Source organism: Pseudomonas sp. NFACC25 (assembly GCF_900100935.1).
GTDB lineage: Bacteria > Pseudomonadota > Gammaproteobacteria > Pseudomonadales > Pseudomonadaceae > Aquipseudomonas > Aquipseudomonas marginalis.
The window spans coordinates 37776-58387 of sequence record NZ_FMUC01000010.1 but is presented as its reverse complement, the minus strand read 5'-3'; the positions used below and the strand labels follow the sequence as shown (position 1 = coordinate 58387).

Here is a 20612-nt window from a genome sequence, read left to right as displayed (position 1 = left end):
TTTTTCCGCGAGTTTGAGTTATTTAGGGTAAGGTTTTTCGAGACCTGCGCCCCGACCGCCCGGATTCAGCGCAAGCCACGGGGCGTGCGCACCAAGGCAAAGCAAAAGCTGTACCAGACAATTGCACTGAACCTTCACCGATACCGGTGACTCGAAACCACACGTACCGATCAGCCAATCACGGAGATAACCATGGCCAGAAGAACTGCAAAGACTGCTCAAGAAATACTGATGGCGGATTTTCAAACCCTGGTGACTGACACCGAAAGGTTGCTGGACGACACCAAGGTGCTTGCGGGCGACCAGGCCGATGAGCTGCGCGCCAAGATTCATGACACGCTGTTGCAGGCCCGCGAAACCCTCAAGCAAACCGAAGACTCCCTGCGCGAACGCGGCCAGGCGGCGGTCACTGCGACCGAAGATTACGTGCAGGCCAACCCTTGGCAGTCGGTAGGCATTGCCGCCGGCGTGGGCTTTCTGATCGGCCTGCTGGCCACAAGGCGCTAATCATGTCTATCGGCGAAACTGGCTCGTCCACGGGTACCACCTCACGACGCCTGGGCGCGGCCGTTCTTGGCTTGCTGCACAGCCACGTCGAACTGTTTGGCATCGAATTGCAGGAGCAGAAGGCCCGTACCGTCAGCCTGCTGCTGTTTGCCGGCCTGGCGCTGGTGTTTGCCCTGTTGTTGCTGGTGGGGTTATCGACTCTGGTGATGATCCTGGTATGGGACACCGGCTACCGCCTGACCGGGATCATCTGCCTCTGCGTGTTCTACAGCCTGGCCGCTGCCTTCTGCGGGGTGCGCTTGAAAGCGGCGGTGTTCGATGAGTCCACGCCGTTCCACGCCACCCTCGAAGAGCTGGCCAATGATCGGGAGCGCCTGCTGCCATGAGCTCGAATGAAATCCAGCAAACCTCCCGCCGGGAAATGCGCAAGGCTTTGATCCGCCTGCGCATGGAGATGCACCGCCAGGAGATACGCCACGAATCCCAGCAATTGATGGCGCCGCTGAACAAGGTGCGCAACCTGGGCCAAAACTTTCAGGGCGGCCTGGGCATCAAGCACGCGCCGCTGTGGGGCGTGGCCGCTGTAACCCTGATCGGTTTCTTCACCGGCAAGGGCGCCAAGGGCGGCGGTATCAGCAGTGTGACGCGCCTGGTGCGCCTCGGTGCCGGCCTGATCCCGCTGATCAAACTGGCCATGCAGGGCAATTCACGCAAAGGTTGAGCCTGCTGGCTGCATTCTTGCTAACAGAATGGCCCGGTCCTCGTTTTCGAGGGCCGGGTCTTTTTTCGCCAGTGTTTTTAAGGAGGCCCCGTGATCGACGGGCAACCGCTCGCCTGCTTCCAACCGTTTATCGATACCGCCACCGGGCGCATTGCCGGCGTCGAGGCCTTGGGGCGTCTACGCCAGGCTGATGGCCGCCTGCAGTCCGTTGGCCCGCTGTTCGCCGACCCACGCACGCCAGGCGCGAGCTTGCGCCGTCTCGACCGGCAGATTCGCGACAACGCGTTAAGCCGCCTGCATGAAGCCCCCGAAGACTGGTTCCTCAGCCTGAATATCTCGCCGCGCTGGATCAACCAACTGCGCCCGGGCCAGGCGCTGCCGAGCCTCAAACAGATCCACAGCCATGGCGTCGACCCGCAGCGCATCGTGTTCGAGATCACCGAACTGGGCGGCGACATCCAGCGCCTGGCCGAGGTGGTGGCACGTTATCGCGAGGCCGGTGCGCGCATCGCCATCGATGATTTCGGCGCCGGCTATTCCCAGCTTGACCGGGTATTGGCGCTGCAGCCGGACATCCTCAAGCTGGACATGCGCCTGTTCCAGCAAGCCGCCAGGGGCGGACCGAGCAGTGACGTCGTGCGGGCGCTGGCGCAGATGGCGGAAAAGACCGGCTGCTGGATCATTGCCGAAGGCGTGGAAACCGAGGCGCAGCTGAGCTTCGCCCTGGAATGCGGTTCGCGCTACGTGCAGGGCTATCTGTTTGCCCAGGCGCAATTGGACTGGTTCGCCACCGACGCCTTCGTGCCGCGCTTTGACCAACTGCGCGCGGCGTATGTCCAGCAGAAGCTGGCCGAACGCGGGCGCATCATGCAACTGCGCCAGCAATTGACCGAACTGATGAAGATCCTGCAATCCTGGGCACAGGCCCAAGCCCCGCTGGATCACTTGCCCCAACTGCCGGCCTTCCCCTGGCTGCTGCGCTTTTACCAATGCGACCGGCATGGCACCCAGTTGACCCCCAACTTCGAATGGCGCCAGGACGCCTGGCAGGCCGACAGCCGCTACCTGGGCCACAACTGGTCATGGCGCCCGTACTTCTATCACCTGCTGGCCGAAGGTTGGGAAGAGCGTCGCCTGACGCTGTCCTCGACTTACCGCGACGCCACCACCAACCAGTACTGCCTCACCGCCGGACAATTCTTCGATAACGGTCAGCGCTTGCTGTTAATCGATATCGACGCGGCCGGCCTGTAGATTTTCGCTTGCCCCGCCAAGGCGGAACCGGGAAGCTGGGCGGGTCATTCACCGTACGGAGAGTACCCGCCTTGGATTGGCCCACCCTGCTTACCCGCGAACGCCTTGGAAAACCCCTGCACAGCCCGGAAGAACTCGGCCGCAGCCCGTTTCACAAAGACCATGACCGCATTATCTTCTCCGGCGCGTTTCGCCGCCTGGGCCGCAAGACCCAAGTGCACCCGGTGTCCAGCAACGACCATATCCATACACGCCTGACCCACTCCCTGGAAGTCAGTTGCGTAGGCCGCTCCCTCGGCATGCGCGTGGGCGAAACCCTGCGCAGCGCCCTGCCCGACTGGTGCGACCCGAGCGACCTGGGCATGGTGGTGCAATCGGCCTGCCTGGCCCATGACATCGGCAACCCGCCGTTCGGGCATTCCGGCGAAGACGCCATCCGCCACTGGTTCCAGCAGGCAGCGGGGCGCGGCTGGCTGGACGACATGAGCAGCGCCGAGCGCAATGACTTCCTCAACTTCGAAGGCAATGCCCAAGGCTTCCGGGTACTGACCCAACTGGAATACCACCAGTTCGACGGCGGCACGCGCCTGACCTACGCGACCTTGGGCACGTACCTCAAGTACCCCTGGACCGCCCGCCACGCCGACTCCCTGGGTTACAAGAAACACAAGTTCGGCTGCTACCAGAGCGAACTGCCGATCCTCGAACAGATCGCCGGCAAGCTCGGCCTGCCGCAACTCGAGGAACAACGCTGGGCTCGCCATCCACTGGTCTATCTGATGGAGGCGGCAGACGACATCTGCTACGCCTTGATCGACCTGGAGGACGGCCTGGAAATGGACCTGCTGGAGTACACCGAAGTCGAGTCACTGCTGCTCGACCTGGTGGGCGACGACCTGCCGCAGACCTACCGGCAACTGGGCGCCCAGGACTCGCGCCGACGCAAGCTGGCGATCCTGCGCGGCAAGGCCATCGAGCACTTGACCAACGCCGCGGCGCGCGCCTTCGTCGAACAACAGGAGGCCTTGCTTGCCGGCACCCTGCCCGGCGACCTGGTGGAGCACATGCACGGCCCCGCCAAACGCTGCGTGCTGGATGCCAAGGACATGGCGCGCAAGAAAATCTTCCAGGACAAGCGCAAGACCCTCCACGAGATCGGCGCCTACACCACCCTGGAAATCCTGTTGAACGCCTTCTGCGGCGCGGCCCTGGAGCAGCACGGCGGACGCACGCCGTCGTTCAAGAACCGGCGCATTCTCGACCTGCTGGGCAACAACGCGCCGGACCCTGCGTGGCCGCTGCACAGGTCGTTCCTGCGCATGATCGACTTCATCGCCGGCATGACCGACAGCTATGCCACCGAGATGGCACGGGAGATGACCGGGCGCTCCAGCCCTCAATAACCTGGCTGATCACGCCGCCTGTCCACTGAACAGAATCTGCCTACGATGGGAACAGAGCGGCCTGATCGAATTCGCACAAGCGCCCGAAGAATAATCGCGCACGCTCCGGGCAGGTCTGGCGAACAGTTCCTACGTGCCCCCTATCGACGCTTGACTCACCGTGTGCCTTCTATGCCCCACTACCCCTTTCGGATCCTGTTGGTGGAGGACCATCCCTTTCAGCTCCTCGCCACCCAATGCCTGCTGAGAAGCTTCGGCTTCGAGCACCTGGCCCCGGCCGAAAACGCCGAGCAGGCGATCCGTTTGATGACCCAGGCCGAGGCGCCCTTCGACATCATCCTCTGTGACCAGTGCCTGCCCGACCTGCCCGGGCTTGAATTGATTGAAATCGCCAGTCGCCAATGCTTTATCAAGGCCGCCATCCTGCTCAGCGGACTTCCCGAGGCAGAACTTTCAGCGTTGCAAACCCAAGCCCTCAAACGTGGCCTGCCCTTGCTCGGCTACTTGCCAAAGCCGTTGAATAAAGATGAGCTTGAACATTTGACCCATACATTACTCACGTTATAAATGTAGGACTTTAAACAGATCGACCGGTCGGAAAAATCGCGCATAACCACCGTAAAGTCCTTGCCATGTTCCTTCGGCCCATGCCCCTGCGGAACCTTGGCCTCTTGCGTTACAGCTCCTTAGAGACAGGTAGGCTTTTACCTTTTTTAATGTAGGAACTTTCCTGTTTTATACCTGCCACCCCCCAAGTTCATGCTTACCCATCGGCTTCTGAGCTAATGTGCCCGCTTTATTTGTACTTGCATGGAATATGATCATGAATACAGTTTTTATTATTGACGACCATCCGGTGATAAGACTTGCCATACGAATGTTGTTGGAACATGAAGAAAACTTCAAAGTAGTCGGCGAAACGGATAACGGATGCGACGCCATACAAATGGTCCGCGAATGCATGCCGGACCTGATCATCCTCGACATCAGCATTCCAAAACTCGACGGACTGGAAGTGCTTTGCCGATTCAACGCCATGAACGCGTCGATGAAAACCCTGGTGCTGACGGCTCAATCCCCCACCCTGTTTGCCACGCGTTGCATGCGTTCGGGAGCCGATGGCTACGTGTGCAAGGAAGGTGACCTGAGCGAACTGATGAGCGCCATCCGCGCTGTACTGTCCGGTTATAACTACTTCCCCAGCCAAGCCTTGAACCCCAACGATGAGGCCTGCAAGGAACTTGAACTGTTCAAGGCGGTTAACGACCGGGAGTTGATGGTACTGCAACTTTTTGCACAAGGCCGCACCAACAAGGAAATAGCCAAAGGTATGTTCCTGAGCAATAAAACAGTAAGTACTTATAAAAAGAGACTGATGCAGAAACTTCAAGCCAAGTCCTTGGTAGAACTTATCGAGATGGCAAAACGGAACGCGCTAGTGTGAGAAACCGGATGCCCAGGCGTATAAAGGACTATTTGATTATATTGAGTGCCGGTTTGTGCTTCAGCACCGCCGTGCCTGCCACCCCTCCAGCAAGCCCGGAGCATTTCAACCTTTTGAGTCGTGCGAGCTCCGTGCAGCTGGAACCCTACCTGAACAAGGCCCAGCGCCAATGGCTCCAGAACAAACGCGAACTGGTACTGGGCGCGGCGTTTCCTGACTACCCGCCTTTTGACCTCACCTCCAGCGGGCGTGACTATGAGGGACTCACCGCCGACTACGCCGGCTTGCTGGCAATGGCGCTGGACGTACCGGTAAAAGTGTTGCGCTACCCCTCCCGAGAGGCCGCCATTCATGCCCTCGAAGCGGGTGAAATCGATTTACTGGGTTCCTCCAACAGCTTTGAAGCGGCAAATCCCAACCTGACCCTGTCGGAGCCGTACGCCGTGGACCGGCCAGTGCTGGTGACCCGCGAAGGCGAAACCCGCAGCCTGGCTGATGGGCTGGCCGGCATGCGCCTGGCACTGGTCTATCACTATCTGCCACTGCACGAAGTGGAAAGGCTCTACCCCAAGGCAATCATCCGTGCCTATCCTTCTTATCAAAACGCCTTGAATGCAGTGGCCTTCGACCAGGCAGACGTCTTTCTCGGCGATACCATTTCCACCCACTACATGATCAACAAGGGTTACCTGAAAAACATTCGCATGGCGAACTTCGGCAAACATGAAGCCTATGGATTCAGCTTTGCCATGCCCCAGGAACAGCAGACGCTGTTGAGCATCGTCGACGCCGTCCTGAGGGCCGTGCCCGCTGCCGAACGGGAAACCATTGCCAAACGCTGGAGTGCTGGCAGCGACATCCTCCTGACCGACCAAAAGCTGCAACTGACCCTTCGCGAAGAACGTTGGCTGAGGGAAAACCCGGTCGTCAAAGTGATCGTGAACCCTACCTTTGCGCCGCTGACCTTCTTCGACGCCGATGGCAATTTTCGCGGCATTACCGCCGACCTGCTGGAACTGATTCGCCTGCGCACCGGGCTGCGCTTCGAGATCCAGCGCGGGCGTGATGTGAACACCATGATCGAGCATGTAGAGAGCGGCAAAGCGGACATCGTCGGCGCAATCATCCCCAGCGTCGAGCGAGAAGCCCAACTGAACTTCAGTCGCCCCTACCTGGAAAACTCCTACGTGATGCTGACACGCAAGGACGGCCAGGCCCCCACAGGCCTTGAGGAAATGGAGGGCAAGCGCCTGGCGATCACGCAGGGCAGTCCGCTGAAAAAATTCCTGCGTGAGCACTTCCCAAAGATTCAGCTGGTAGATACCGGCGACACGTTCAAGTCAGCCGAACTGCTGGTACAAGGCCATGTAGAGGGCGCGGTGAATACCCTGGTGGTCGCCAATTACTTCCTGTCCTCGCAGATACTCCAGGACAAGATCCAAATCAGCTTCAGCATCGGCACGATGCCGGCCACCTTCGGGCTGGCGACGTCCCGCAGCGCCACCGAGCTCAGCTCGATTCTCGACAAGGCGTTGCTCAGCATCGCCCCGGACGAACTCGGCGTGATCAACAGTCGTTGGCGCGGTTATACCGCGGCCTCGGACAGTTACTGGCGCGACTATCACCAACTGATTGCGCGCATCGTCATCGGGACCGGCCTGCTGCTGCTGATTTCCCTGAGCTGGAACGCGTACATGCGCCGCCAGATCAAGCACCGGAAAATGGCCGAGCGCGCCCTCAATGATCAGTTCGAGTTCATGCGCGCCCTGGTCAATGAAACCCCGCACCCGATCTACGTGCGTGACAACAAGGGGCTGCTGCAGACCTGCAACGACAGTTACCTGCAGGCGTTCGACGTCAAGCGCGAGGACGTGATAGGTAAAAGCGCGGTCCAGATCAGTACAGCCCTTGCAGTCGAGGCGGCGCAATACCATGCCGACTATCAGCGCGTGGTGGCCGAGGGCAACCCGCTGATCCTGGACCGCACCCTGCATATTCGCGGAAAAAAACTGACGATCTACCACTGGATCCTGCCGTACCGCGACTCCGTCGGTGAAGTCCAGGGCATCATCGGTGGCTGGATCGATATCAGTGAACGACGCCAGTTGTTCGACGAACTCCGCACCGCCAAGGAGCGAGCCGACGAAGCCAATCGGGCCAAGAGCACGTTCCTCGCCACCATGAGCCACGAAATCCGCACGCCGATGAACGCGGTGATCGGCATGCTCGAGCTGACCCTCAAGCGGGCGGACCAGGGCCACCTCGACCGCCCGGCCATCGAAGTCGCCTACAACTCGGCCAAGGATCTGCTGGAGCTTATCGGCGACATCCTGGACATCGCGCGGATTGAATCCGGGCGCCTCAGCCTGGCACCGGAACGCGTCAACCTGAGGGAGGTGATCGAGTCGGTGGTGCGTGTCTTCGACGGCCTGGCACGCCAGAAGACCCTTAGCCTGTTGCTGGAGTTCACGCCTGATCTGGAGCACACCGAAGTGCTGATCGACCCGCTGCGCTTCAAGCAGGTGCTGTCCAACCTGATCAGCAACGCCATCAAGTTCACCGAACGTGGCCAGGTAAAGATCAAGGTGGAAGTATCGGCCACCGAACTGCCGCAGCAGGTCGAGATGAAACTGGTGGTGGAGGACACCGGCATCGGTATCAGCCGGGACGACCAGATGCGCCTGTTCGAACCCTTTGCCCAGGCGGACAACTCAGGACAGCTGGCCAGGAGCGGTGCGGGCCTCGGGCTGGTGATCTGTCGCAGCCTGTGCGCGATGATGGGCGGGCAACTGAGCCTGAGCAGCGTGCCCATGGTGGGCACCCAGGTGCATGTGAGCCTGAAGATGAATCGCCTGCAGGCGCTGCAGGTGGCCGAAGAACTCAAGCCCGCCGAGACCTCGAACGTGCCGGTGCTCAATGTGCTGGTGGTGGACGATCATCCGGCGAATCGCCTGTTGATGTGCCAGCAGCTCGGCTACCTGGGCCATCAGTACACCGCCGCCCAGAACGGCGCCTCCGGCTTCCAGGCCTGGCGCCAGGAGCACTTTGACCTGGTGATCGCCGATTGCAACATGCCGATCATGAATGGCTACGAACTGAGTCGTTCGATCCGCGAATACGAGGAGCGCGAACAACTGACGCCTTGCGTGGTACTGGGTTTTACCGCCAATGCCCAGCCCGAAGAGAAACAACGCTGTGCGCAGGCGGGCATGAATGACTGCCTGTTCAAACCCATCAACCTTACGGCGCTGGAGCTGCAACTGGCGAAGATCAGTCCTCAACCCAGCGGCATGACCCTGGACATCGGCAACTTCGAGGCCCTTACCGGTGGCGATCCACACATGAGCCGCCTGTTGCTGGAGGAGTTGCTGAGCAGCAGTCGCCAGGATCGCCAGGAGTTGGTTGCACTGATCGCTGCGCAGGCCTTGCCCGAAGAGATCATCGAACAGGCTCACAAGATCAAGGGGGCCGCGCGCATCGTTCAAGCCTCTGCGCTGGCCTCGCAATGCGAAGCCGTCGAACAGGCCTGTGCCCGGGGCGATGATCGGCCCCTGATCGAAGCGGGTGTGAAATCCCTGGAGAAGCTGATGCTGGAGTTGGAGAGGATGCTGCAAGTGCGGCTTGACGAACTGGATGGCCGATAAGGGGCGGGGCTGCGCCCCCTATTTCGATCAGCAGTCGGTCAAACGCAGGAAAATCGCCGCCAGCTGTTCGATACCGGCCTGATCCTGGGGGGTAAAGCGGGCCAACGACGGGCTATCGAGGTCAAGGACACCAATCAATGCGCCGTCCTTGACCAGTGGCACCACCAGTTCGCTGTTGGACGCGCTGTCACAGGCGATATGCCCGGGGAACGCGTGCACATCGTCTACGCGCTGGGTTTGCCGCGAGGCCGCGGCCGCGCCGCACACCCCACGGCCGAACGGAATACGCACACAGGCGATCTGCCCCTGGAACGGGCCAAGCACCAGCTCTTCATTGCGGTTGAGGTAAAAGCCCGCCCAGTTCAGGTCATCCAGCTGGCTGAACAGGAAAGCCGAAAACTGGGCGCTGTTGGCGATGAAATCACGCTCATCGGCCAGCAGCGACTCCAGCTGGGCACTCAGCAGGGCATAGCCACCGAGGCCGGCGCCGGCTTGTTGTAAATCGATCATGGTTGACGCTCCAGCAATTTAAGACCCACCCAGTAACGGGCGAATTGATACGCGCAACGACCGTTGCGGTTGCCGCGCCCGGTGGCCCAGCGCACGGCAAGAATGTCGAGGTCCTCATCGCGCTGCCACTGCAAACCCGCCTTGTTCGCCAGCTCACCGATCCAGTGCTCGACCACGTCCAGGAAATGTTCCTGGGTGAACGGGTAGAACGACAGCCACAAGCCAAAGCGGTCGGACAAGGCAATCTTGTCTTCCACCGCCTCGCTTGGGTGCAACTCACCGTCCACGCGCTTCCAGTTATCGTTGTCGCTCTGGTTTTCCGGCACCAGGTGGCGGCGGTTGGACGTGGCATACAGCAGCACGTTTTCAGGGGCCTGTTCCAGGGAGCCATCCAGCACGCTCTTGAGTACCCGATAGTCGCCTTCGCCGGCTTCGAACGACAAGTCGTCGCAGAACAGGATGAAACGTTGCGGCAACTTGAGCAATTGTTCAACCACCCGCGGCAGGTCGGCCAAGTGGTCACGCTCGATTTCGATCAGGCGCAGACCGGCCTTGGCGTGTTGAGCGAGCAAAGCGCGCACCATGGACGATTTACCGGTGCCCCGCGAACCCCACAGCAACGCATGGTTGGCAGGCAGGCCATCCAGGAACTGCTGGGTGTTGCGCGCCAGGGTTTCACGTTGCTTGTCCACACCGATCAGGTCGGACAAGCGCATGTCCAGGCTCACGTCCAGCGGCAACAGGAAGCCACTGCGGCCCTCGCGCTGCCAACGGGCGGCCAGGCACTGGTTCCAGTCGATGGTTTGGCGCGGCGCGGGCAACAAGGGTTCCAGGCGGGCGAGCACGGCATCGGCTCGCTCCAGAAAGGCACTCAATCGAGAATCCACGATTATTCCTCTGGCAAGTTCTTGCAAAAGATGGCGTATTGGCAACCCTGCGACAGACCGCTTGGGGCTGCGTAAAAACGATTCATGCCGGGCAGGCCTGGGCGTGTGGATGTTCAGCTATGCTTGCCGGGCGAAGGGAAACGTGAAGTGGTTCAACACTCAATGGATATCAAGTTCGCCCACCGCTTGTCTTATAAACAAGCCAGATTGACGGTGCTGGTCGGTTTCGTCTTGGGAACCTTGCTCAGCCTGATCCAAATCGGCATTGATTATGCCAGCGAAGACGCATCCATCAACCGCGAAATACGTTCGCTGATCGAAATCAGCCATAACCCCGCGTCACGTATCGCCTACAACATCGATGCCGAACTGGCCCAGGAACTGACCCTGGGCCTGCTGCACTCCCCCGCCATCATTCGCGCACAGTTGATCGACAACAATGGCGTGGTGCTGGCCGATGTCGACCGGCCACGCAAGGAAAGCACCTACCGCCCTATCAGTGATTTCATGTTTGGCGCCAACCGCCAGTTCGAAGACCAACTGTTCCTGAGCCACATGCCCAACGAGTCACTTGGCGTACTGCGCCTGGACGTCGACACCTACGCCTTTGGCAGCCGGTTCCTGCGCCGCGCCGAGATCACCCTGCTCAACGGGTTCGCACGCAGCCTGTTGCTGACCGGGATTCTGCTGGGCCTGTTCTACGTCATGCTGACCCAACCGCTGGTGCGCATTATTCGTGAGCTGAGCACCCGCAAGCAGGCACGCCTGGACTGCCCGCCGGGGCATGAGCACGATGAAATCGGGGTGCTGGTGGACGTCGCCAACCAGCAATTCGAAAACATGGAAACCGAAATCCAGCAGCGCCGCCACGCCGAGGATCGGCTGACCGAATACCTGGGGCAACTGGAACATATCGTGTCCGCGCGCACCCTTGAACTCAAGGCCAGCAACCAGCGGCTGACCCAGTCCAACGATGAGCTGGAAGCCGCCAAGATGCATGCATTGGGCATGGCCCAGGCCCGGGCGGCCTTCCTGGCGAACATGAGCCACGAAATCCGCACCCCGCTCAACGGCCTGCTGGGCATGATCGCACTGTCGCTGGACAGCCCGTTGAACGCCGAACAACGCCAGCAACTGTCTATCGCCCATGACTCCGGCAAAGTGCTGGTGGAACTGCTCAACGATATTCTCGACCTGTCCAAGTTCGACGCCGGCCAGTTGGAGCTGGAGCGCATCCCCTTCGACCTCGGCGCGCTGGTGGAAGACACCGCCAACCTGTTATCGCAGAACGCCGCACCGAGCGTGGAGCTGAGCTGCCTGATCGACCCGCAGTTCCCGGCCCAGGTGCTCGGTGACCCGACCCGTGTGCGGCAGATTGTCAGCAACTTGCTCTCCAACGCCTTGAAGTTCACCCGCTTTGGTCGGGTTGATGTGCGCCTGCGTACCCACGACGGCGGCGTACGCATTGAAGTCTGCGATACCGGCATCGGCATTGCGCAGGAAGCGCAGGTGAAAATCTTCCAACCGTTCACCCAGGCCGGCGCCGGCATCACTCGCCAGTATGGCGGGACGGGCCTGGGCCTGGCACTGACGCACAACCTGTGCGAAGCGATGAAGGGGCGCTTGAGTATCAGCTCGGAAGTGGGCTTTGGCAGCCAGTTCTGCGCAGACCTGCCACTGCCGGCCCATTTGCCCGCGGTGCAGCCAGCGCCTCTCAAAGGCGAGGTCATCGCCATCACCAACGCCGGCAGCGGCCTGACAGAGTTGCTCACGGCCCTGCTGCCCTGCTGGGGACTGTCCCTGCGTTGTTTCACCATGGATGACGATTTGAGCGGGCAAACCCCCGACCTGCTGATTACCGACTGCCCGGAATGCCTGTTCCGCATACGGCCGGGCATCACCGCGCCCATCCTGCTGGTGACCGCCTATGGCAACTTCATGCCCAGCGAAGAAGTGGCGGCACTGGCGCCGTTGCACCAACAGGCACGCCCCTTGAGCCGCAACGCGCTGTACCAGATCCTGCAACGCAACTTGCGCACCGACGCGCACCTGGTGCTTGACCCCGTCCAACTGGATGCCGCACCGCTCGCACATCGGGCGCGCATCCTGCTGGTGGAGGACAACCCGGTCAACCAACTGGTGGCCAAGGGCATGCTCAGCAAACTGGGCTGCGAAGTGATCGTGGCTGCCCACGGTGGCGAAGCGCTCACGTTTCTTGAAGAACAACGCTTCGATATGGTGCTGATGGACTGCAACATGCCGGTGATGGATGGCTATGAGGCCAGCCGGCAGATTCGGCGCAGCGGACGCTGGCCGGACCTGCCGATTGTCGCGTTGACCGCCAATGCCCTGTCCGAAGAGCGCGAGCGCTGCCGTGCGGCGGGGATGAATGATTACCTGGCCAAGCCGTTCCGCCGCGAAGAACTCAATGCCCTGCTGGACTTGTGGGTGCCTGGGACGACAAGTCTTTAAGCTGCGCAAGCAACTGGTCGAGACCATCGCGCAAGGCATCGGCCTGATTCAGGTCGATGCCGCGATCACACAACAGGCGGGTCTTCAGGCCATGGGCCTGGTCCCGCAGTTGCACACCGGCCTCGGTCAGGCTCAAGTGCACTTCACGCTCATCCCTGGCACTGCGCCGACGCGTCACTAACTCAAGCTGTTCAAGGCGCTTGAGCAGCGGCGTCAGCGTGCCCGAGTCGAGCATCAGGCGCTCCCCCAGGGCCTTGACCGTCGGCTGCAGCGCAGGCGTGGCGTGCCACTCCCACAACACCAGCATCACCACATATTGCGGGTAGGTCAGACCCAACTGGTCGAGCATCGGCTTATAGGCACGGGTGACAGCGCGTGACGCAGCGTAGAGCTTGAAACACAGCTGGTTGTCCAGGGCCAGGGACACGCTGGGCAGGTCGGTCATTTGAGCAAGGCTTCGATCTCTTGGGTCAAGTCCTGCGGCTTGGTGGCAGGACCGAAGCGCTTGACCACCTGGCCGTCGCGGCCGATGAGGAACTTGGTGAAGTTCCACTTGATGCCCTTGGACCCCAGCAGGCCCGGTGCCTGTTTTTTCAGTTGCACGAACAGTGGATGGGCATCGCTGCCATTGACGTCGATCTTCTTGAACAACGGGAAGCTGACACCGAAGTTCAGCTCGCAGAATTCGGAAATCGCCCCTTCGTCACCGGGCTCCTGCTTGCCGAACTGGTTGCAAGGAAAGCCCAATACCACCAGGCCCTGGTCCTTGTACTGCTGCCAGAGTTGCTCCAGGCCCTTGTACTGCGGGGTGAAGCCGCATTTGCTGGCGGTGTTGACCACGAGGACGGCCTTGCCGGCGAAATCGGCCAAGGTCTTTTGCTCACCCTTGATGGTGGTGCAAGGGATGCTCAGCAGGTTGTTGCTCATGGCAGTGCCTCGATAAGGGAGAAAGAGGATGAAACATAGTAGGCAATTCAATTGCGTGCAATTTAATTGACCGCACTGATGACACCTCATCAACACTCTGTAGGAGCGAGCTTGCTCGCGAAAAACTCAAGGACACCGGGCTGAACCAGAATGCCCGTGTAATCGTTGACGACTTTCGCGAGCAAGCTCGCTTCTACAGGGGCCCGACGCCAGTCGAGTTAACGGGGCACAAGATCCAGGCACACCGAGTTGATGCAATACCGCAGCCCCGTCGGCGGCGGACCGTCCGGGAACACATGGCCCAGATGCGCATCGCATTGGGCGCAGGTGACTTCGGTGCGGATCATGCCGTGGCTGACGTCACGGATCTCGATCATTGCGCTGTCGGCGATCGGCGCGTAGAAACTCGGCCAGCCGCAGCCGGAGTCAAACTTGGTGGTCGAATCGAACAGTGGCGCATTGCAGCAGATGCAGTGATACACGCCATCGGTCCGGGTCTCATTGTACTTGCCGCTGAAAGGACGCTCGGTGCCCTTGAGACGGCACACGTTGTACTGCTCCGGATCGAGCATTGCCTTCCATTCTTCAACGGTTTTCTGCAACTTTTCCATCGGTACACCTCGGCAACTGAAAAAGCCTGATCTGTATCTTTTCCATGGATCAGGCGGCACGTATGATTGCGCCTCTTCAAAACGCCAGTCTGGCACCCGCGCTACCGGCATTCAAACGTATTTATGGGTGCGGGCCTTGCAGCATTCACAGTACGGTAGTGCCCACACCGTCTGGATCGTTCATTTTCAGGATCACATCGCCATGCAGGTCAGCAAATCGAACAAGCTCGCCAACGTCTGCTACGACATTCGCGGCCCGGTGCTCAAGCACGCCAAGCGCCTGGAAGAGGAAGGCCATCGCATCCTCAAGCTGAACATCGGCAACCCGGCGCCCTTTGGTTTCGAAGCGCCGGATGAAATCCTCCAGGATGTGATCCGCAACCTGCCCACCGCCCAGGGCTACAGCGACTCCAAGGGCCTGTTCAGCGCGCGCAAGGCCGTGATGCAGTACTACCAGCAGAAGCAGGTCGAAGGCGTCGGCATCGAAGACATCTACCTGGGTAATGGCGTGTCCGAGCTGATCGTGATGTCCATGCAGGCCCTGCTCAACAACGGCGACGAAGTGCTGGTGCCAGCACCCGACTACCCACTGTGGACCGCCGCCGTGACCCTGGCCGGCGGCCACCCGGTGCATTACCTGTGCGACGAGGGCGCCGACTGGTTCCCGGACCTGGCCGACATCAAGGCCAAGATCACGCCGAACACCAAGGCCCTGGTGATCATCAACCCGAACAACCCCACCGGTGCGGTGTACTCCAGGGAAGTGCTGCTGGGCATGCTCGAGCTGGCACGCCAGCACAACCTGGTGGTGTTCTCCGACGAGATCTACGACAAGATCCTCTACGACGATGCGGTGCATATCTGCACCGGTTCCCTGGCGCCGGACCTGCTGTGCCTGACCTTCAACGGCCTCTCCAAGTCCTACCGCGTGGCGGGCTTCCGCTCCGGCTGGATCGCGATTTCCGGGCCCAAGCACAATGCCCAGAGCTACATCGAAGGCATCGACATGCTGGCCAACATGCGCCTGTGCGCCAACGTGCCGAGCCAGCACGCAATCCAGACCGCCCTCGGCGGCTACCAGAGCATCAATGACCTGATCCTGCCCCAGGGCCGCCTGCTGGAACAGCGCAACCGTACCTGGGAGCTGCTCAATGCAATCCCGGGCGTGAGCTGCGTCAAGCCCATGGGCGCGCTGTACGCCTTCCCGAGGATCGACCCGAAGGTCTGCCCGATCCTCAACGACGAGAAATTCGTGCTCGACCTGCTGCTCTCGGAAAAGCTGCTGGTGGTCCAGGGCACGGCGTTCAACTGGCCGTGGCCGGATCACTTCCGAGTGGTGACCCTGCCCCGCGTGGATGACCTGGACATGGCCATTGGCCGTATCGGCAATTTCCTCAAGTCCTATCGCCAGTAACCGACGTGGCGCTGTACGACCGGCATTCGGTCGTACAGCGATTATCTGGCAACACTTCTCTGGCTATGCACATTCCCCGTACTGCATTTGCGTTTCTACATCCACAAGCCCCTGTAGTTACGGGCCCGTAAGGCAAAAAATAGCTTTTCACGGGTAGTATTCATCATCGGAAAATCCCTTCAAGGCTCTACATTCAGGCTGTAGGACACAGTTTGAAATAGTCGCTCGGTTGAATCACCCCAAGCCGCACCTTATATACCCCGCAGTACGCGACATATTAAGCATGAGGAGAACTCTACAACCATGATGCGCATCCTGCTGTTCTTGGCTACCAACCTGGCGGTCGTGCTGATTGCCAGCATCACCCTGAGCCTTTTCGGCTTCAACGGGTTCATGGCGGCCAACGGGGTTGATCTGAACCTCAATCAGCTGCTGATTTTCTGTGCGGTCTTTGGTTTTGCCGGTTCGCTGTTCTCGCTGTTCATCTCCAAGTGGATGGCGAAGATGAGCACCAGCACCCAGATCATCACTCAACCACGCACCCGCCATGAACAATGGCTGATGCAGACCGTGGAGCAGTTGTCTCAGGAAGCAGGTATAAAAATGCCCGAGGTCGGGATTTTCCCTGCCTACGAGGCCAACGCCTTTGCGACGGGCTGGAACAAGAACGACGCCCTCGTGGCGGTCAGCCAAGGGCTGCTCGAGCGCTTTTCACCCGATGAGGTGAAGGCGGTCCTCGCGCACGAGATCGGCCACGTAGCCAACGGCGACATGATTACCCTTGCGCTGGTGCAGGGCGTGGTGAACACCTTCGTGATGTTCTTTGCGCGGATCATCGGCAACTTTGTCGACAAGGTGATCTTCAAGAACGAAGGCGGCCGCGGGATCGCCTACTTCGTAGCGACCATCTTTGCCGAAGTGGTGCTGGGTTTCCTGGCCAGCGCGATTGTGATGTGGTTCTCGCGCAAACGAGAGTTCCGTGCAGACGAAGCCGGCGCGCGCCTGGCTGGCACCAGTGCAATGATCAGTGCGCTGCAGCGCCTGCGCTCCGAACAGGGCCTGCCGGTGCATATGCCCGACAGCCTGACCGCCTTTGGCATCAACGGTGGTGTCAAGCAGGGCCTGGCTCGCATGTTCATGAGCCACCCGCCGCTGGAAGAGCGTATCGACGCGCTGCGTCGTCGGGGCTGATACCCGGTAATGCAAAAGGGGCGATTGGATCGCCCCTTTTTTGTGCGCGGGTTTTACCCCTTGGTGAGCCGATAAACGCGCTCTTCAAGACACGTGACACCGTCCTGCACGAACTTCCAGCTCTCACCCAGGATATCCTGGGCTTCGAGCACCTCCAGGCGCCACTGCAAACCCAGCAGCACCTTCACCTCATCATCCGGCACCGCAAAGGGCGGGCCGGCTTTTTGCGTCTGGTCGTAGTCCAGGGTGATCAGCAGTCCCTGGCAGCCTGGCCGCAACAGGCTGTTCAACTGCTCGGCGTACTGCGCGCGCATCAGCGGCGGCAGGGCGATCAGTGCGGCACGGTCGTAGAGCGCCGTGCAGTCAGCCAGTGCCCCGGCATCCAAGGCAAAGAAATCGCCGCACCATATTTCGATCAAATCAGCCTGGTACACCTTGAACACGCCGTGCCGAGTGATGCGCGGCGTCAGGTTCTGCTCGCTGAAAAAGGCTTCTACCGCCTGCTCCGACAGCTCAACGCCGAATACGTGATAGCCGTTGCTGGCCAGCCACATCAGGTCCAGGCTTTTACCACACAGCGGCACCAGCACCTTGGCGCCCTGGGCAAGGCCAAGCACAGGCCAATACCGCAGCAGGTAAGGATTGACCTCGGGCAGGTGAAAGCCAATCTGATTGCGCGCCCAGCGCTCCTGCCAAAATTTGGGCTCCATGGAATCACCTCCGAAAATTCGATCAAAAAGCGCTAAAACTTATATTAGATTTAGATCAATGATCTGATTGAAGATGGGCCCATGTTAAACCTCAGGACCTTCCTTATGTTGCCCAGCCTGTTTATCTCCCACGGATCGCCCATGCTTGCCCTGCAACCCGGCGCCAGCGGCCCCGCCCTGCAGCGCCTGGCCGCTGAACTGCCGCGGCCGAAGGCAATTGTGGTGGTGTCGGCACATTGGGAAAGCCAGGAACTGCTGGTCAGCGGCAGTGCCGCGCCCGAGACCTGGCACGACTTCGGCGGTTTCCCCCGGGAGCTGTTCGCCGTGCAGTACCCGGCACCGGGCGACCCGCAATTGGCCGGCGAAATTGTCGAACTGCTTCATGCCGACGGCTTGCAGGCGCGAATCGATGAGCGCCGCCCGTTTGACCATGGCACCTGGGTGCCGCTCTCGCTGATGTACCCGGCAGCGGATATTCCAGTGGTGCAAGTCTCCTTGCCCAGCCACATGGGCCCTGCCCTGCAAACCCGCATCGGGCATGCCTTGGCCGGCTTGCGCGAACGGGGCGTGCTGTTGATCGGCTCCGGCAGCATCACCCATAACCTGGGGGAGCTGAACTGGCAGGCCGGACCTGAGAGTATCGAGCCTTGGGCACGCGACTTCCGTGACTGGATGGTGGAGACACTCGCCGCCAACGACGAGGCGGCCTTGCATGATTACCGTCGCCAGGCGCCCCACGCCGTGCGCAGCCATCCCAGCGATGAACATTTGTTGCCGCTGTACTTTGCGCGCGGCGCCGGGGGTGACTTCAGCGTTGCACACCAGGGGTTCACCATGGGCGCGCTGGGTATGGACATCTACCGCTTCGGTTAACAGCGGACAAAAAAAATCCCCGAACCAGTCGGGGATTTTTTATGTGCGATCAATCAGCCCAAGGGCGGATCAATCTTCGCGGTAGCGACGCAGCTTCAATTGCTTGCCGGCAACGCGGGTGTCTTTCAGCTTGGTCAGCAGTTTTTCCAGACCGTCTTCCGGCAGCTCCACCAGGGAGAAGCTGTCACGGACCTGGATGCGACCGATGGCTTCACGTGCCAGGCCACCCTCGTTGAGGATAGCGCCCAGCAGGTTCTTGGCAGCGATACCATCACGTGCGCCCAGCGCGGTACGGCAACGGGCACGGCCTTCTGCCAATGGAACCGGAGCGCGACGCTCACGATCACCACGGTCCGGACGGTCGCCGGTACGCTCTGGACGATCACCGCGTGGCGCGTTGTTCGGCACCAGTGGGCGCTCTTTCTCGATGGCCGCCAGGGTCAGGGCCTGACCGTTGGTAGCCTTGCGCAGCAGGGCTGCAGCCAGGGCACGCGGGGTGCAACCGATATCGGCGGTCAGGCGGTCCAGCAGGTCGCCGTGGGTCGATTCAGCGTCAGCCACCAGCGGCGACAGGCTGTTGGTCAGTTTCTTGATGCGGGCATCGAGAACGGCCTGGGCATCCGGCAGGCGGACTTCGGCGACTTTCTGACCGGTTACACGCTCGATCACTTGCAGCATGCGGCGCTCACGTGGCGTCACCAGCAGCAGTGCACGACCTTCGCGACCGGCACGGCCGGTACGGCCGATACGGTGAACGTAGGATTCCGGATCGTAAGGCATGTCAACGTTGAACACGTGGGTGATACGCGGAACGTCGAGACCACGAGCCGCTACGTCGGTCGCCACAACGATGTCCAGACGGCCATCCTTGAGGGAGTCGATCACGCGCTCACGTTGGTTCTGGGCGATGTCACCGTTCAGCGCAGCGGCTTTGTAGCCTTTGGCTTCCAGGGCACTGGCCAGGTCCAGGGTCGCTTGCTTGGTACGCACGAACATGATCAGGGCGTCGAAGTCTTCGACTTCCAGCAGGCTCAATACAGCCGAGGTCTTCTGGTCAGCGTGAACCAACAGGTGAGCCTGTTCGATCGCGGTAACGGTCTGAGTCTTGGTCTGGATCTTCACGTGTTGCGGATCGCGCAGGTGGCGTTCGGCAATGGCACGGATCGACTGTGGCAGAGTGGCCGAGAACAGGACGGTCTGACGGGTCGGAGGCAGTGCCTTGAAGATGACTTCCAGGTCATCCATGAAGCCCAGCTTCAACATTTCGTCGGCTTCGTCCAGAACCAGGTGGTTCACGGTCGACAGGACTTTCTCGTCGCGACGCAGGTGGTCGCACAGACGGCCCGGGGTGGCCACGACGATCTGAGCGCCATTACGGATGGCCTTCAGTTGCGGGCCCATCGGCGCGCCGCCGTAGACGGCAACAACGGTAACGCCTGGCATTTGCTTGGCGTAGGTTTCAAAAGCGGTTGCTACTTGCAGCGCCAACTCACGCGTTGGCGCCAGGATCAGGGCTTGCGGCTCGCGCTTGGCAGGATCGATGCAGTGCAGGATAGGCAGGGCGAACGCGGCGGTTTTACCGGTACCGGTTTGCGCCTGGCCAATCATGTCCTGGCCGGCCATGATGATCGGGATCGATTGCTGCTGAATCGCCGAAGGTTCTTCGTAGCCGGTCGCGATGACGGCAGCGAGAATGTTCGGGTTAAGATTAAAAGCGGCGAAGCCGCCGGTTTCCTGGGTCATGGGTCTGCCTCTAAGTGCATCCGCAAAGACCCATGCTCCAAAGCTGCGCATGCCGTGTTGAGACTCAAGAGTCGCCCTGGCTGCTTTGTCGGCGGGGATTTGCGAAAACGAATGAATGAAAAAGATTCGTCAAGGGAGAGTCCGCTGTGCGGACGTGCAGCCGAAGCTGACTTCGGGGAATTGCGCTACCTAAACGCGGCCCGGTTAAAGGCCGGCGCGCACTATACCGGAAATACCTGAAAAAGGGAGCTTTTTTTATCGCCAGGCGCCGATAAAACGCGCTGCATCACAGTCTTTGCAG

Annotated in this window: 19 protein-coding genes; 12 read left to right on the top strand and 7 right to left on the bottom strand. The window is 60.4% G+C overall.

Going from position 1 to position 20612, the window contains the following annotated elements:
* Positions 1-192: 192 nt before the first annotated feature.
* From BLQ09_RS21660 to BLQ09_RS21625, 8 genes are all read left to right on the top strand, one after another.
* Positions 193-507: an ElaB/YgaM/YqjD family protein gene (locus tag BLQ09_RS21660; RefSeq protein ID WP_012723021.1), complete on the top strand. Its 315-nt coding sequence runs from the start codon at positions 193-195 to the stop codon at positions 505-507.
* Between the two features lie 2 nt (positions 508-509).
* A complete protein-coding gene (locus BLQ09_RS21655) occupies positions 510-893 on the top strand; it encodes a phage holin family protein (RefSeq protein WP_012723020.1) in 384 nt (127 codons plus the stop codon).
* The gene (locus tag BLQ09_RS21650; RefSeq protein WP_027607013.1) at positions 890-1228 is read left to right on the top strand and encodes a hypothetical protein; all 339 of its coding nucleotides are present in this window, start codon (positions 890-892) and stop codon (positions 1226-1228) included. Before BLQ09_RS21655 ends, BLQ09_RS21650 begins: the two co-directional genes overlap by 4 nt.
* Before the next feature lie 90 nt (positions 1229-1318).
* Complete coding sequence (locus BLQ09_RS21645; protein ID WP_027607012.1) at positions 1319-2482, top strand: EAL domain-containing protein; 1164 nt, start codon at positions 1319-1321, stop codon at positions 2480-2482.
* A 71-nt stretch (positions 2483-2553) separates the two neighbouring features.
* Complete coding sequence (locus BLQ09_RS21640) at positions 2554-3885, top strand: deoxyguanosinetriphosphate triphosphohydrolase (protein WP_027607011.1); 1332 nt, start codon at positions 2554-2556, stop codon at positions 3883-3885.
* A 171-nt stretch (positions 3886-4056) separates the two neighbouring features.
* Entirely contained in the window at positions 4057-4452 is a 396-nt protein-coding gene (locus BLQ09_RS21635) for a response regulator (protein WP_027607010.1), read from the top strand.
* Between the two features lie 256 nt (positions 4453-4708).
* Complete coding sequence (locus BLQ09_RS21630) at positions 4709-5329, top strand: response regulator transcription factor (RefSeq protein WP_027607009.1); 621 nt, start codon at positions 4709-4711, stop codon at positions 5327-5329.
* Positions 5330-5337: 8 nt separating this feature from the next.
* Positions 5338-8973, top strand: a complete 3636-nt coding sequence (locus BLQ09_RS21625; RefSeq protein ID WP_092358503.1) for a transporter substrate-binding domain-containing protein — start codon at positions 5338-5340, stop codon at positions 8971-8973.
* 27 nt (positions 8974-9000) lie between these two features.
* Here the strand turns inward: BLQ09_RS21625 and BLQ09_RS21620 are convergent, their stop codons facing one another.
* Positions 9001-9483, bottom strand: coding sequence for a GAF domain-containing protein (locus BLQ09_RS21620; RefSeq protein ID WP_092358501.1), 483 nt, complete (start codon positions 9481-9483; stop codon positions 9001-9003).
* Positions 9480-10370: an ATP-binding protein gene (locus tag BLQ09_RS21615; RefSeq protein WP_027607006.1), complete on the bottom strand. Its 891-nt coding sequence runs from the start codon at positions 10368-10370 to the stop codon at positions 9480-9482. The genes BLQ09_RS21620 and BLQ09_RS21615 overlap by 4 nt, the downstream gene beginning before the upstream one ends.
* A gap of 162 nt (positions 10371-10532) precedes the next feature.
* On the opposite strand from BLQ09_RS21615, the gene BLQ09_RS21610 reads away from it, so the two are divergent.
* Positions 10533-12842: a hybrid sensor histidine kinase/response regulator gene (locus BLQ09_RS21610; RefSeq protein ID WP_092358499.1), complete on the top strand. Its 2310-nt coding sequence runs from the start codon at positions 10533-10535 to the stop codon at positions 12840-12842.
* On the opposite strand, the gene BLQ09_RS21605 is transcribed toward BLQ09_RS21610, so the two are convergent.
* The 3 genes from BLQ09_RS21605 to msrB form a co-directional block, all read right to left on the bottom strand.
* Positions 12796-13287, bottom strand: a complete 492-nt coding sequence (locus BLQ09_RS21605; protein WP_027607004.1) for a MarR family winged helix-turn-helix transcriptional regulator — start codon at positions 13285-13287, stop codon at positions 12796-12798. The genes BLQ09_RS21610 and BLQ09_RS21605 overlap by 47 nt on opposite strands.
* Complete coding sequence (locus tag BLQ09_RS21600) at positions 13284-13769, bottom strand: glutathione peroxidase (RefSeq protein ID WP_027607003.1); 486 nt, start codon at positions 13767-13769, stop codon at positions 13284-13286. The genes BLQ09_RS21605 and BLQ09_RS21600 overlap by 4 nt, the downstream gene beginning before the upstream one ends.
* A 218-nt stretch (positions 13770-13987) precedes the next feature.
* Positions 13988-14380, bottom strand: coding sequence for a peptide-methionine (R)-S-oxide reductase MsrB (gene msrB, locus BLQ09_RS21595; RefSeq protein WP_092358497.1), 393 nt, complete (start codon positions 14378-14380; stop codon positions 13988-13990).
* Between the two features lie 202 nt (positions 14381-14582).
* Between msrB and BLQ09_RS21590 the strand changes: the two genes are divergently transcribed.
* Together BLQ09_RS21590 and htpX are read left to right on the top strand one after the other, a co-directional pair.
* Positions 14583-15794: a pyridoxal phosphate-dependent aminotransferase gene (locus BLQ09_RS21590; RefSeq protein ID WP_065924445.1), complete on the top strand. Its 1212-nt coding sequence runs from the start codon at positions 14583-14585 to the stop codon at positions 15792-15794.
* Positions 15795-16097: 303 nt separating this feature from the next.
* Positions 16098-16985, top strand: coding sequence for a protease HtpX (gene htpX, locus BLQ09_RS21585; RefSeq protein WP_027607000.1), 888 nt, complete (start codon positions 16098-16100; stop codon positions 16983-16985).
* Positions 16986-17038: 53 nt separating this feature from the next.
* On the opposite strand, the gene BLQ09_RS21580 is transcribed toward htpX, so the two are convergent.
* Positions 17039-17695 carry a thiopurine S-methyltransferase gene (locus tag BLQ09_RS21580; protein ID WP_027606999.1) on the bottom strand — a complete coding sequence of 219 codons (657 nt, stop codon included), beginning with the start codon at positions 17693-17695 and terminating at the stop codon, positions 17039-17041.
* 105 nt (positions 17696-17800) lie between these two features.
* Here BLQ09_RS21580 and BLQ09_RS21575 point away from each other — a divergent pair, with 105 nt between their 5' ends.
* Positions 17801-18568, top strand: coding sequence for a DODA-type extradiol aromatic ring-opening family dioxygenase (locus BLQ09_RS21575; protein WP_092358495.1), 768 nt, complete (start codon positions 17801-17803; stop codon positions 18566-18568).
* Between the two features lie 69 nt (positions 18569-18637).
* Here BLQ09_RS21575 and BLQ09_RS21570 read toward each other — a convergent pair whose 3' ends face one another.
* Positions 18638-20311 carry a DEAD/DEAH box helicase gene (locus BLQ09_RS21570; RefSeq protein ID WP_027606997.1) on the bottom strand — a complete coding sequence of 558 codons (1674 nt, stop codon included), beginning with the start codon at positions 20309-20311 and terminating at the stop codon, positions 18638-18640.
* Positions 20312-20612 lie beyond the last annotated feature (301 nt).

What these genes read in the sequence shown, in the direction of transcription:
- BLQ09_RS21660 (WP_012723021.1), top strand. Translation starts at nt 193, where the DNA reads ATGGCCAGAAGAACTGCAAAGACTGCTCAAGAAATACTGATGGCGGAT.
- BLQ09_RS21655 (WP_012723020.1), top strand. Translation starts at nt 510, where the DNA reads ATGTCTATCGGCGAAACTGGCTCGTCCACGGGTACCACCTCACGACGC.
- BLQ09_RS21650 (WP_027607013.1), top strand. Translation starts at nt 890, where the DNA reads ATGAGCTCGAATGAAATCCAGCAAACCTCCCGCCGGGAAATGCGCAAG.
- BLQ09_RS21635 (WP_027607010.1), top strand. Translation starts at nt 4,057, where the DNA reads ATGCCCCACTACCCCTTTCGGATCCTGTTGGTGGAGGACCATCCCTTT.
- BLQ09_RS21630 (WP_027607009.1), top strand. Translation starts at nt 4,709, where the DNA reads ATGAATACAGTTTTTATTATTGACGACCATCCGGTGATAAGACTTGCC.
- BLQ09_RS21625 (WP_092358503.1), top strand. Translation starts at nt 5,338, where the DNA reads ATGCCCAGGCGTATAAAGGACTATTTGATTATATTGAGTGCCGGTTTG.
- BLQ09_RS21620 (WP_092358501.1), bottom strand. Translation starts at nt 9,483, where the DNA reads ATGATCGATTTACAACAAGCCGGCGCCGGCCTCGGTGGCTATGCCCTG.
- BLQ09_RS21610 (WP_092358499.1), top strand. Translation starts at nt 10,533, where the DNA reads ATGGATATCAAGTTCGCCCACCGCTTGTCTTATAAACAAGCCAGATTG.
- BLQ09_RS21605 (WP_027607004.1), bottom strand. Translation starts at nt 13,287, where the DNA reads ATGACCGACCTGCCCAGCGTGTCCCTGGCCCTGGACAACCAGCTGTGT.
- BLQ09_RS21600 (WP_027607003.1), bottom strand. Translation starts at nt 13,769, where the DNA reads ATGAGCAACAACCTGCTGAGCATCCCTTGCACCACCATCAAGGGTGAG.
- msrB (WP_092358497.1), bottom strand. Translation starts at nt 14,380, where the DNA reads ATGGAAAAGTTGCAGAAAACCGTTGAAGAATGGAAGGCAATGCTCGAT.
- BLQ09_RS21590 (WP_065924445.1), top strand. Translation starts at nt 14,583, where the DNA reads ATGCAGGTCAGCAAATCGAACAAGCTCGCCAACGTCTGCTACGACATT.
- htpX (WP_027607000.1), top strand. Translation starts at nt 16,098, where the DNA reads ATGATGCGCATCCTGCTGTTCTTGGCTACCAACCTGGCGGTCGTGCTG.
- BLQ09_RS21580 (WP_027606999.1), bottom strand. Translation starts at nt 17,695, where the DNA reads ATGGAGCCCAAATTTTGGCAGGAGCGCTGGGCGCGCAATCAGATTGGC.
- BLQ09_RS21575 (WP_092358495.1), top strand. Translation starts at nt 17,801, where the DNA reads ATGTTGCCCAGCCTGTTTATCTCCCACGGATCGCCCATGCTTGCCCTG.
- BLQ09_RS21570 (WP_027606997.1), bottom strand. Translation starts at nt 20,311, where the DNA reads ATGACCCAGGAAACCGGCGGCTTCGCCGCTTTTAATCTTAACCCGAAC.